Origin of the sequence: Porphyromonas sp. COT-239 OH1446, assembly GCF_000768875.1 — a bacterium.
GTDB lineage: Bacteria > Bacteroidota > Bacteroidia > Bacteroidales > Porphyromonadaceae > Porphyromonas.
Window position 1 is genome coordinate 79,913 of sequence record NZ_JRAO01000015.1, and the last position, 12,426, is coordinate 92,338.

General features: G+C 50.6%; 8 protein-coding genes and 1 tRNA gene. 3 read left to right on the plus strand and 6 right to left on the minus strand.

Annotated features, from left to right (window positions below; genetic code table 11):
- Positions 1 to 79: 79 nt before the first annotated feature.
- Positions 80 to 163: transfer RNA gene (locus HQ37_RS03575), tRNA-Leu, on the minus strand.
- Positions 164 to 616: 453 nt separating this feature from the next.
- Here HQ37_RS03575 and pepT point away from each other — a divergent pair.
- Entirely contained in the window at positions 617 to 1,894 is a 1,278-nt protein-coding gene (gene pepT, locus HQ37_RS03580) for a peptidase T (protein WP_052080727.1), read from the plus strand.
- A gap of 84 nt (positions 1,895 to 1,978) precedes the next feature.
- Here the strand turns inward: pepT and HQ37_RS03585 are convergent, their stop codons facing one another.
- The 5 genes from HQ37_RS03585 to HQ37_RS03605 form a co-directional block, all read right to left on the minus strand.
- The gene (locus HQ37_RS03585) at positions 1,979 to 3,034 is read right to left on the minus strand and encodes a discoidin domain-containing protein (RefSeq protein WP_036880592.1); all 1,056 of its coding nucleotides are present in this window, start codon (positions 3,032 to 3,034) and stop codon (positions 1,979 to 1,981) included.
- Between the two features lie 82 nt (positions 3,035 to 3,116).
- Entirely contained in the window at positions 3,117 to 4,334 is a 1,218-nt protein-coding gene (locus HQ37_RS03590; protein WP_052080728.1) for a DUF1735 and LamG domain-containing protein, read from the minus strand.
- 9 nt (positions 4,335 to 4,343) lie between these two features.
- Positions 4,344 to 5,519 (minus strand): glycoside hydrolase family 18, encoded by a 1,176-nt coding sequence (locus HQ37_RS03595; protein ID WP_036880597.1) that lies wholly within the window; start codon positions 5,517 to 5,519, stop codon positions 4,344 to 4,346.
- A gap of 27 nt (positions 5,520 to 5,546) precedes the next feature.
- Entirely contained in the window at positions 5,547 to 7,112 is a 1,566-nt protein-coding gene (locus HQ37_RS03600) for a SusD/RagB family nutrient-binding outer membrane lipoprotein (protein ID WP_052080729.1), read from the minus strand.
- Positions 7,113 to 7,149: 37 nt separating this feature from the next.
- Complete coding sequence (locus HQ37_RS03605) at positions 7,150 to 10,215, minus strand: SusC/RagA family TonB-linked outer membrane protein (RefSeq protein WP_081951747.1); 3,066 nt, start codon at positions 10,213 to 10,215, stop codon at positions 7,150 to 7,152.
- A 738-nt stretch (positions 10,216 to 10,953) separates the two neighbouring features.
- On the opposite strand from HQ37_RS03605, the gene HQ37_RS03615 reads away from it, so the two are divergent.
- Positions 10,954 to 11,667, plus strand: coding sequence for a DUF4271 domain-containing protein (locus tag HQ37_RS03615; protein ID WP_036880602.1), 714 nt, complete (start codon positions 10,954 to 10,956; stop codon positions 11,665 to 11,667).
- A complete protein-coding gene (locus HQ37_RS03620; RefSeq protein WP_036880609.1) occupies positions 11,667 to 12,410 on the plus strand; it encodes a uroporphyrinogen-III synthase in 744 nt (247 codons plus the stop codon). Before HQ37_RS03615 ends, HQ37_RS03620 begins: the two co-directional genes overlap by 1 nt.
- Positions 12,411 to 12,426 lie beyond the last annotated feature (16 nt).

Consider the following 12,426-nt stretch of genomic DNA (forward strand, 5'->3'; position numbering starts at 1 on the left):
CGAGTGTGAAGATCCTCAATAAACAAACTGCCCCATAGATCGTACAACGATGATCTACGGGGCAGTCCTCTTGGGAGAGTACCCGGAGCGGGACTTGAACCCGCACAGCCATAATGGCCAAAGGATTTTAAGTCCTTCGTGTCTACCATTTCACCATCCGGGCAGCGTAGAGGCACGAGAACCCTCACCGGGCGCAAAAGTACTTATTTATTTTCAATTCCCCTGAATAAAAAAGAATTCTAAACTAGATCCAAGCTAACCAATAGGCCATACGACTCGAAACGAAATGCATCATCCACTAACAGATAATGCTTTACCCTAGCTACAGAGGCTGCCCGAAAGGTATAAATAGGATCTCAAGTGAACTCCTACTTATGTCTCATCTGCGATCCTAATAGGGTCGCAGATGAGAGCCTACTTGAGTCTCTAGAGAGCCTCACTCGATAGTTCAGCCAAGACTTAGAGGGCGGCTCACTCGAGAGCCTATCGAGAGCATGGCACAAGGGGCTGGCGAGTAGATGGGAGCAGCCTTGGGGAGGTTAGCATTTCTCCGTAACTTCGCCTATTCAATGTACATCCTAGACCCAAAGGGTCTATCCACCCCATATAGTATAATATGACCCCGAACCTAAACCCCATCGCCGCTGAGGTACGTGCGAGCCTGCTCGAGCGGTTCTTGCGCTACATCTCCATCGATACTCAAAGTCAAGAGGAGAGCGACACCTATCCCTCGACCTCGAAGCAGCTTGATCTGCTTCGCCTCCTACACACCGAGCTCGCTGAGCTCCCCCTAGAGCGTCTGTGCCTAGACGAGCATGGCTACGTGATGGCTCAGATTGCCCCCAGCCCAGGGCTCGAGGATGCCCCTGCCATCGGCTTCATAGCCCATGTAGATACCAGTCCTGACCTTAGTGGAGCCAACGTTCGCCCACAGATCATCGAGAGCTACACGGGGAGCAGCATCCCTCTCGGCGAGAGTGGCTACAGCCTCAGCCCCGAGGCCTTCCCCGAGCTCGAGGAGCTCATCGGGCACTGCCTCATCACCACCGACGGCACAACGCTGCTCGGCGCAGACGACAAGGCTGGAGTCGCAGTTATCATGACCCTAGCGACCTATCTCACCCAACACCCTGAGGTCCGCCATGGGCGGATCTGCATCGGCTTCACCCCCGACGAGGAGGTCGGCCGAGGGGTCGATCACTTCGATGTCGAGGCCTTCGGGGCGAGGTATGCCTACACCGTGGACGGATCGGTCGAGGGAGAGCTTGAGTATGAGAACTTCAACGCTGCCTCTGCCAAACTCCTCCTACACGGGCGCAACATCCACCCCGGCTATGCCAAGGGCAAGATGATCAATGCCCTCGAGCTCTGGCACGAGCTGCATGCCCAGCTGCCACAGAACGAACGCCCAGAGTACACGGAGGGTTATGAGGGCTTCTATCACCTCATCGGCCTCGAGGGCAGTGTAGAGGAGGCCACAGCAAGCTACATCATCCGAGACCACGACCGAGAGCTCTTCGAGCAGCGCAAGGCCCGCCTAGAGCACCTCGTTGGGGCAATGAACGAACGCTATGGCCTCACAGTGGCCGAGCTCCAGCTCCAGGATCAGTACTACAACATGCGCGAACAGATCGCTCCTCACCCTCAGCTCATCAGCCTAGCCGAGGAGGCCATGCGTCGCTCAGGGGTACGCCCACTCATCCGCCCAATCCGTGGAGGGACGGATGGGGCTCGCCTCTCGTACATGGGACTACCCTGCCCCAATCTCTTCACTGGAGGGGCGAACTTCCACGGACGCTACGAGTATGCCTCGCTTGAGGTCATGAGTCGTTCGGTCGAGACCCTCGTACACCTCGTTCAGCTCTGGGGCGAGACCACTACTACCGAGCCCTAAACCCTCCCTGCCGAGAGGACAAAAAGATAGCGGCACCAACCGAATAATATCGGTTGGTGCCGCTATCTTTAAAGACAAGACAGACTACTTCTTCTCGAAAAGCTCAAGCTCTGCGATAGAAATATAGTATGACCATGGAGACATTGCTAATGGCTTTAGGAGACGCATAGAGGTAACCCCCTTCATAGGCCCATAGAATTCCTTGATTTGGATAGGATGAGTCCATCCAGTGCGATCATTGTAGCGCAGATCGAAAGAATCTCTTCCATAGCTCTTCCAGGTCTGTCCTCCATCCGTGCTCAACAGCAATTCATACTCTTGAAGCTGAAGGCTATAAGAGGAAGCTCGTAAGTGCATCCTGTAGGCTGCTAGGTCTACGGGCTCATTGAAGTTGATCTGGAAGTATCCATCCCTTCTATACCCATCTAGAGCCCAATAAGTGCTATTGTCACCATCGAAAGCATTCTCTGCAGGGTAATACTCTACTCCATGCAAATCACTGGTAGTGAAACGATCCTTTTCAATCTTAGTCAATCCGTCAACAGAAGCATTTGGATTGAAGGGCCTAAGAACCTTCTCTTCGCGAGAGATAGCCACATAGGAAGTACCAAAGTTCGTACTAGGAACTCCTACAGAAGTCTTAACGACCTTAACTGATGCCACGAAATACCGGCCATCCACTTGACGAAGCATGTCCTTATTATCAAATTGGACAAGGACCGAAGTCTCCGACTGCAAAGCACCCTTCTTAACCACGACGGAGTTAGTACTCAACTTGAGCACACCCTTAGGGGCAATGGGCAGCAATCCACCACCCTTATGGAGGGCTACAGTCCCAGCTTTCTGATCAGCCTCTGTAGTCTCGAGGGTAACCTCGACAGTTACATCTGCTGGAGCAGGGCTACTCAGCCTAACCTTCAGCTCAGCAGTGGTCTCCTCTGCGAAGCCTATTGGAGTCTGGATAAGAGTCAATGTAGAAATATTGTATGGGCTATCTCCAGTAGTCAGATAAGCCTTCAATAGGGTTGGATCAACCTTCTCCTGCGGAACAAGCTCAGCATTTAGATCGAAACCTTTCTCGCAGCTCGTCAACCCAACCAACGATAGGGCAGCAATAGCCAATATTGAATTTATCTTCATAATTCTTTTGAGTTTTATACCCTCTCAGAAGCACAAAGGCTTCTGAGAGTGGTATTTATTTGGAATTTAAGATTGCTTACAACTACTTATCAGAAGTATTACGTCCCTTACCATCCGAGCGGATGTTGTCTACCCAGCGCACATTGCCGCCTGAGTTCTGATTGACTAGGGATGGAGCACCCGAGATAGAGTTCTTCAACTCGTTACCCTTACCTTCGTTCATCTTCCAGTAGTGCAAGAGACCTGGTGTTTTGGGACTTACAGAGAACTCATTCTCCACAAGCTGCTGAGGTGTACGAGCGATATTCCACACACGCATCTCACTCATCATTGCAGCATTAACAAACCACTGAGAACCAGAGTTGGCAACACTGATACCATTACCTAGATTGAAGACCTTGCCAGCAGGCTTATCAGTGTCAAGGTCCTTCTGACCGTTGACATAGAGGGTAGCCTTAGTACCATCATATACGACAGCGATATGATACCAAGTATTGGGTGTGAAGACCATATTAGAGCGGTCGAACTGCCCCTTGTCTCCAAACTTCACCTGTAGCGTATTGAATGGAGTACCAGCATCACCAAAGCGGATATAGATCTCAGAATCCTTACCCCAGTTACCGAAGAGAGCTTGGTTATTACGGCCAAATCCATTCATGTTCACTCGGAACTCAACCGTCCAAGCAGAGAGAGGAACTTCTTCAACACCTGTAGCCTTGAAGCCATTGTAGGTGTATCCATTACTTCTGTCAGAACCAAGTACAGGAGCTACCGTAACGATCACAGGACGTACGATATAGACGAACTCATCAGCACCAGGTAGTACAGCTACCTTACCATCCTTACTCTTGAGACGGAAGGGGATGGCGAACTTCTCTCCAGAGTCCTTCTGTTCATCACTCAGAGGATCAATCTCAAGCTTGACAGCAGCAGAGCTGGTAGCACCAGCCTTAACTACCACCTCAGTAGCAGACACACGACGCTGGGCCTCAGGGAGAACCTTCAGATTGGAGGCATTCTGCTTGTTATAGGCATCTAGTACAGATGGGTCTACAACCAATTCGAACTTTGCATCCTCTGTAAAAACATCTGACAGACGCACACTGATCTCCGAGCGTCCAAGCTCTCCATCAGCTACAGAGATACCCTTAGAGGCATTCCCCTTAGTATTCGTCTGCTCAATATAGGCCTGCCCTCTAAGGACAGAGTACTTGGCATCATCCTTACAGCTCACGAGTCCCGTCCCCATAAATAGGACAAGTGCCCAAGCTGCAAAACTCTTATAATTAAAAGTCTTCATTGTTAGTTCTTATTTGATTATAGGGTTCATGATGTGGATAGCCTTACGCAGCCATGGGTAGGTAGCTCCCTTAACATCAGACATATCAAATCCTGCTACCTTGTCTGGAGCTTGAGCTACATATTCCTGATCCATACGGAAGCTCCCGACACCACCCTTGCGATACTTGACACCTTCCCAAACAGGCTTATGAGCAGCAAATGTAAGCAACTGACCTGGGACTGCACCACCTTTAGCAGCATAGCTCTCGAAGTTCACCGTAACGATCCAACGCTTGCAGATCTCCTCTACGCTCATGGCATCGCCGAAAGCTCTAACCATACTGCCAAGACGTCCACTTGAAGGCTCAGCCCCATCATTGTAGGCCTGGGAGATAAAGTAGTTGAAGTATTGACACATCTCACCCTTAAATGCTTCAGGCTCACCGTCTACACAGAAGAGTTTTTTACGACCTTCGGCAGTCTCCGCCTTAGGGCCAATACGCTTACCCATCGTGCGAACAAAGGCATAAGCAACTTCATAGCCATTGGGGCCACGCCATAGCTCATAATCAGTATTGAATGGATGAGGATAGCTGGGCTCAGCATCTAGATCAAAACCATCGTAGCCATACTTGAAGATAGTATCGCACACAGCGTTAGCATATCTCTCTGCTGCAGCGATTCGCTTAGCTTTCCCTTCTTCAGTAGCTGCAGAAGACCAATCCCAAAACTCATGTCTCCAAGTCCTCCAGTGTAAGCTCTCTGCGATATTCTTATCCTTGTACTCTTGCCTCTTAGCATCAGGAATAGCAGGGGTAAGCTGATCCCCGATATCTAGGAGTAGGAAGCAGACTAGAGCCTTAGTACCCTTAACCTGCTGCACGAAACGCAAGTCCTCAAGCTGAGCGGCATTAGGGTTCTTCCATCCGCCCCAGAGAGAAACAAAGTCTACTGAGTCGGGCAAACCAGCTAGAGAGCTCTGTAGGTTAGAGCCGACACCAGTCCAACCACTAAACCAACCAAAAGCAACCTCGTGGTCGGTCTGCTTATAAGCTCTGAGGCTCTCATAATACTCAGGAGACTTATTAGAACCCACGAGAGAGGTGGGGTTCTTGATCTCAGTTTCAGTCCACTTGTCGCAAGAGCCCAAAACGAGTGCACCCAGTGCGAAAGCTAGGAGTGAAGTCTTATTGATGATATTCATTGCTTTGATTCAATAATCAAGTTATTCTTATTTCTTCTGCCACCACATTGGCGTCGCATAATCGTCGGCACCTCCGAGGAGCTTTACTGCGCCAGCGTATCCTTCTGGGTTATTCACCTTCTCTTCGCTATCGAAGGGGATACGATTAGGTACGAGGAGGGTATAACCATTCTTGCTCGTCTTGATATCGAACACCTTAGGGTAACCCGTACGACGGATTTCGCTCCAAGCCTCTTGACCGAGGGGGAAGAGGGCGATCCACTTCTGAACGATCAGACGCTCGAGCTTCACTTCGTCCGAAGAGCCCTCGTCCCACATGGGAGAGATGCTAGAGGCGGCAGGCATGTCAGAGCCATGCCCTCCATCGGCATCTTCATAGTTATCAGGTGTCTGCTCGCTCTTGAGATAAGCAGCAGCAGCACCAGAAACGCCCCACTGACCAAACGAAGTCGTAACAGCCTTCTCGTAAAGCTCCTTGACAGAGCCGCCCATGCCTTCCCAGCCAGCGAGGGCACCTTCGGCACGACAGAACCACATCTCGGCAGCAGTCATCCAAACACCCTTAGAGTCGCTCGCAGCCTCAGCAGCGGAATAAAGTCTAACAGCCTGATCCTTGTTTTTGGTGTTTGATCCAGCTAGAAGACCGATAAGAGGACGCTTTGTCTCAAGTTCAGCAGAGCGGAAGTACTTCTCTAAGCGAGGGTCATCATAACCGTTCATATACGAATCGATATCCGCACACATGCGGCTGTCTCCCCACTCAACAGATGTTTTGTAAAGGCCTCTTGGGACATAGGCGCGCAGGGCATTATCCTCATTGCTCTCGATAACCCCAGCGTTGATAGCCTCTTGAGCAAACTTCTTAGCTAGCTCTGGCTCTACAAAGCGCATGCGGATAGCCATACGCAGCTTTAGAGAATTGGCAAACTTTCTCCACTTAGTGAAGTCCCCACCATAAATCTTATCATCGTTGATGGAGAGATTACCAGGGTTGTTTCGACCAAGGAATTCCTGGGCAGCATCAAGGTCTGCGATAAGTGCCTTGTAGATGTCTCCCTGAGCGTTGTAAGCATTAGGCTTAGAGGCATCCAGTCCCATTGGGAATGGGCCATACTTATCTGTCAAAGAGAGCATCGCATGGGCACGGAGGATAAGAGCCCAGTTGTAGTTAATATCCTCCTTGTAGTTAGCTCCCCCTACAGCAGCCAAACGCTTGATGTCGTTGAAAGCACTCACGACCTTGGGAGTAACGCTGCGGAAAGGGTAACGCACCCAACCATCAGGAGCATTGAAGACGGCAAAGTTCTTACCATTCCAGCCCGACACCGTATAGGTGAGGTAACGGCCGAGGTAGTTACCGATGAGGTCATAGTTCATCTGATACTCATTCTCCTGCTCGGGGAAGGAGATATTCTGCATCTGAGTGATGAACGAACCGATATTGTAGCTATCCACAGCCAGCTGTTCTGCGCTGGCAGCGTGCTTAGGGTTATTGATTTCCTCGAAGCCTGCGGTACATGCTGAGAGGGTCAGCATACCTGCCGAAGCGAGGAGGGTCAGCTTGCCCAGGCGGCTATTCTTATAAAGTTTCATAGTCGATAATCTGTAATTGAGTATAAACTAGGATGTACTAGAACTGCAGCTTAATGTTGAAGCCGAAGTTACGCAGGCTGGGCTGCATGAAGTAATCGAATCCTTGATAGTAGGTACCAGTAGAACCAGTGAGCTCTGGATCGAATGGAGCCTTGTTGTAGATCATCAAGAGGTTACGAGCCGTTACACCGAGTGTCAGGCGAGCCTTACCAAGGAGGTTGGTGGGCAGGGTGTAAGAGATGTGTGCCTCCTGAAGACGAACGTTGGTTGCGTCGTAGATGTACTCAGACCAAAGTGGGTTCTCACCACCCACTACGCTATAGTAAGACTCTGCACTAATGGAGCCCTTATTGACCTGTATACCGCCCTTGTTGCGGAGGTCTGCGCTAGCCTGAGACACACCGTAGCTGTCCAGGATAGCCTGCGTCTGAGAGAGTACGATACCACCGAGGCGAGCAGAGAACATGAAGCCCACGTTGAGACCCTTCCAAGAGAACTCGTTCACGAGACCGAGGTTAGCATCGGGCAGTACAGAACCACGATAGATAGGCGTTGGGAGCTTGTCGATGAGCAGATTACCCTGAGCGTCGAGTACGGGATTGCCCTCACGGTCGCGCTTAACGACACGATCGATATAGAGGTCTCCCATAGTACCACCCTGCTTGAGGTAGATGTTTGCACCGCTCAGGCCACCCTTACTGATAGGCTTGTCGTTGCCCAGATCCATGATCTTATTCTGGTTAGCACTGTAGGTAAAGGTTGTAGTCCAGTCTACTTGGCCAATCTTGTTGTTCAGGCCGAGGGTCAACTCGATACCACGGTTGCGCACGTCTCCAGCCTGGATGTACTCGCTGTCGAAGCCTTCGGATGGAGTAATCTTATTGAGGAAGGTCTGATTGAGCGTGTTAGACTGATAGAGCGTAACGTCGAGGCTCACCTTATTATCGAAGAGCTTAGCAGTCAAACCAGCCTCCCAAGAGTAAGTCAGCTCAGGCTTGAAGTCCTTGGGGAACTTGTAAGTAACCGTGCTGTAGCTCTGTGTGGCAGCGTCGTAGAAGTAACGATGAGGAGAGGAGATCTGAGATGGGATAGGCGAACCGACCTTGGCCCATGAAGCACGTACCTTGAGGTAATCGAGCCACTGTGGGGCCTTGATCATCTCTGTGATGATACCCGAGAGACCAACCGAAGGATAGAAGAATGGGTTGCTCGTCGTGTAAGCCAAAGCAGAATCCCAGTCTGAGCGGCCAGTAAGAGTCAGATAGAGCATGCTCTTGTAGCCAAACTCACCGCTGAAGAAAGCAGAGCGAGTCAGGTGATCCACCTCTGAGTAGAGAGGAGCATTGGCACTGGTTGGACGCCCATAGTCGATTTGGTTAGGCGTGAAGAAGTTCGATGGGCCACGAAGACCTCCTCTGAAACCATGAACGTCTGCGTGCGTAGAGCTTGAAGAGATCCCCAGGTTAGCAGAAATAGAGAAGTCATCAATGCGCTTATTGATGTTAGCCATCAAGTCGGCATATACGGAGCGATCCTCACTCTTGTCGTAGCGATAGTAACCGAATGGAGAGTGGGCGAAGAGACCTAGGGTAGAGGCATAACGCTTGTCCTGGTAGAAAGTGTTGGCCACGTCTGCGCGCACACGACCCGTGATGTCGAGCCAGTCAAGCACCTGATACTTGAGTGAGGCACTACCCATATAACGCTTCTTGTCGCTAGAGCGCACCATGCGATGAGCCACCCAGTATGGGTTCTGCATCTTGTAGTCGTCGCCATAGCCCCAGTTCTGCTTGTAGATCTTGCGCACAGGGTCGTAGATCTCGAACACACGGATAGCCTCGAAGTTCTCTCCACGAGGGAAGAGGTAGAGAGGCACCAATGGGTTGAAGTACTGTCCCTGAGCCATGAGGTTCTGGTCGTCCTGCTTGATGAAGTTGAAGTTTACATCCAACGTCATCTTGTCTTCGAGGAACTGAGTCGTATTACGTACAGTGAAGTTGTATCTATCGTAAGCACTGTTGGGGATGATACCCTTAGCGTTAGAAGAACCGACAGAGACATAGGTCTGATTCTTCGCATTACCGATAGTCAGCGAAGCTGTATTCTGGATGTTCGTACCTGTGTTGAAGAAGTCAGCTGGGTCGTAGACACCATAGCGAGAGGGTTGCTTAGCACCCCAAGACTTCACGCTACCAGGAGTATTGATGTACTCGGTTTGGAAGCGAGGCATGATGAATGGACGAGAGAATGAAGAGCTGTTTGAGAGCATCACGCTCACCTTACCCTCCTTACCTTTCTTAGTCGTAATCATGATAACCCCCTGGGCAGCACTAGCACCATAGAGGGCTGCAGCGGCAGGGCCGCTAAGCACAGACATGCTCTCGATGTCATCGGGGTTGATGTCGGAGATACCTTCACCACGAGGCTGCTCAGAGAAGACCCCTGCAGTCTGCCCACCATTGACGTTGAAGATGGGCACCCCATCGATCACATAGAGGGCCTGGTTACTCTGGTTCATAGACTTAGGTCCACGCATCACGACACGCGTAGCACCACCGATACCGGAGGAGGATGCATTGATATTCACCCCTGCCACCTTACCAGAAAGGGCGTTCATGAAGTTGGCATCCTTGACCGTGGTCAGAGCGTCGCTCTTGATCTCCTGCACATTGTAGCTCAGAGCCTTCTGCGAACGCTTGATACCTAGAGCTGTAACGACCAGTGTCTCGAGGCTCTTAACATCTTCCTTCATCACGATCTTGATCATGGTGCGACCAGACACAGAAATCGTCTGCGTTGCGAAACCAATCGAGGTAATCTCGAGGACCGCATTAGGAGAGATGTTTGCCAAGGTGAACTCACCCTCGATGCCAGTAGTGGCAACTCGAGAAGTACCCTGGACCCGCACATTGACCCCCAACAGAGCTTCTCCCTGCTCGTCAGTGACCACACCCTTGACAGTAATCGTCTTCCCCTGCTGTGCATTGACGCTGGGAAGCTGAACGCTTGTACTCTCGGGCGAAGCCACACCTGCGGCCTGCAACCCTCCCACGAGAGGGATCGAGAGTGCTAGCGTCATTACGCTTAAGAACTTTCGTCTCATAAATTGATTGATAAATAATTATAGCCGAAGCTTGAATAATTGTATTCCAAATACTCAGCAGAAACACTAGAAGCGAATCACCTCCCCAAAGAAACGAAAGACAACCCTCAACAGTATTCCACTAGAACTTCCAAACACACGGCAAAGATACCCTTTTCGTCTATACTTACAAGAGCTTTTTATGGAGAATAGGCAACTCCTATCGAGCCCCAAAAGGAGAAAACACTATACATAATACAAAAACAAACAATAGACATAAAGGGAAAATATATTCTCAGTATATATAGACAATCCACAAGAAGAAAATAGATAAATAATCTTATCCTTTAGGTCATAATGAACTATGATCTTTGTTTTACTGGACTGATAGAAACCACTGAGCATTCCTGAACACAGCATATATAATAAGGTATCGTCCACTCCCTCCCTGCAGGAGAGTCAGGCAAGACACCCTACGCCCCACACCACAGAAGCCATCCCAAAGTCCCATCGCACACTTGATAGAGATGCCGTCTAAAGCCTCCATTGCGATCCTACTTATACCTCGATGGAGATCCTACTTGAGCCTCTGTTGAGATCCTATTTATATCTCGATGGAGATCCTATTTGGATCGCTCGAGGGAGGATACTACTCTTTGAGGAGCAGGGGTATGGAAATGGGAAAGATGGAGAGGATGGCAAGGGTTGGGCTTTTCTTCGTACCTTTGCAACGTTATTCTTTGGCGCAGATTAGACTAAGTGGACAATCTATTTTGGAGTCGTCTAGCATGGGACAATGCCTGCTACCTCTTGACCCTCTTGCTGTGGGTCATCGGGAGCTTCGTCCTGCTTGTCGTACCAGGCCTGGGTGCTATAGCCTTCAATGCATATGCCCGTAGCAGAGGGGAGGCTGTTTCTCTACGCCCCTACATCTCCCGCTTCATCCCCTACTACATTTATGCTCGACTAGTCGATATGGCCAACGCTATCGGCCTGAGCAGTTGCATCATGATCACCCTCTATAGGGGTGGCTATGCAGACCTCGAGGCCTCGTGGCTGGAGATCGGGGAGAGTACTGGGCTTCTGCTCCTTGTCTTCTTCGCTCTACGCCTACTGCGTGCGCTCTCTTTCCGTATTTGGAGCTACACCTTCATGAACGAGGAGGCCTCGGAGAGCCTCCTACAGGACTATTTAGTCATCGACTGGCTGCGTGCCCTCTCGCTGCTACCGCTGAGCCTCATGCTACTCAGTCCTCTCGATCTGAGCATCAGTCTGTACACCGCCACCACGCTGCTCGTTCTCAGCCTCCTGCTCTCTATCGTGCAGACCCTTCGTCGACTAGGGGGCGAGGCGGATGCTCAGGTCTATCTTTTTTTGTACCTTTGCGCCCACGAATTACTCCCCCTGCTCTACATTTTGACCGCAGGAGCATACATTGTAACGAACAAAATATTTCTGAACATATTCATATAATGAGCGTAAAGAAGATTCTCATCTCTCAGCCACAACCTGAGAATGGTAAGTCTCCCTACTTCGATATTGCTGCCAAGCACGATGTCCAGATCACCTTCCGCCCCTTCATCAAGGTCGAATCGCTTACTCCAAGAGAGTTTCGCAATCAGAAGGTGAATATCCTCGAGCATACTGCCATTGTCTTCACAGCACGCAAGGCAATGGAGCACTTCTTCCAGCTCTGCGAAGAGCTGCGCATTACGATGCCTGAGAGCATGAAGTACTTCTGCATCAACGAGCAGGTGGCCAACTACCTTCAGAAGTTCGTTGTCTATCGCAAGCGTAAGGTCTTCTTCCCCCCTACGGGCAATAGCGTGCAGGCTTTGGCAACGCTGATCTACAAGCACAACAAGGAGAGCTACTTCCTCCCCATGGCCGAGGAGCACAAGAATGACCTCATCGACCTGCTTACGCTCAAGAAGATCCAGTTCTCCACAGGCATTATGTACCGCACGGTCAGCGATACCTTCACCGAGGAGGAGAAGCAAGAGGTCTACGATATGATGATCTTCTTCAGCCCCGTCGGCGTGGCATCGCTACTACAGAACTTCCCAGGCTTCGAGCAGGGGGACATCAAGCTCGCAGCCTTTGGCCCTCTGACCGCTCAGGCGATTGAGGAGGCAGGCTTCCGCCTAGATCTCTCAGCCCCCACCCCAGAGGCCCCGTCGATGGCTATGGCACTAGATAGCTTCCTGGGCAAGTAGTCTGAGAACATTATAG

What these genes read in the sequence shown, in the direction of transcription:
- HQ37_RS03590 (WP_052080728.1), bottom strand. Translation starts at nt 4,334, where the DNA reads ATGAAGACTTTTAATTATAAGAGTTTTGCAGCTTGGGCACTTGTCCTA.
- pepT (WP_052080727.1), top strand. Translation starts at nt 617, where the DNA reads ATGACCCCGAACCTAAACCCCATCGCCGCTGAGGTACGTGCGAGCCTG.
- HQ37_RS03600 (WP_052080729.1), bottom strand. Translation starts at nt 7,112, where the DNA reads ATGAAACTTTATAAGAATAGCCGCCTGGGCAAGCTGACCCTCCTCGCT.
- HQ37_RS03585 (WP_036880592.1), bottom strand. Translation starts at nt 3,034, where the DNA reads ATGAAGATAAATTCAATATTGGCTATTGCTGCCCTATCGTTGGTTGGG.
- HQ37_RS03620 (WP_036880609.1), top strand. Translation starts at nt 11,667, where the DNA reads ATGAGCGTAAAGAAGATTCTCATCTCTCAGCCACAACCTGAGAATGGT.
- HQ37_RS03595 (WP_036880597.1), bottom strand. Translation starts at nt 5,519, where the DNA reads ATGAATATCATCAATAAGACTTCACTCCTAGCTTTCGCACTGGGTGCA.
- HQ37_RS03605 (WP_081951747.1), bottom strand. Translation starts at nt 10,215, where the DNA reads ATGAGACGAAAGTTCTTAAGCGTAATGACGCTAGCACTCTCGATCCCT.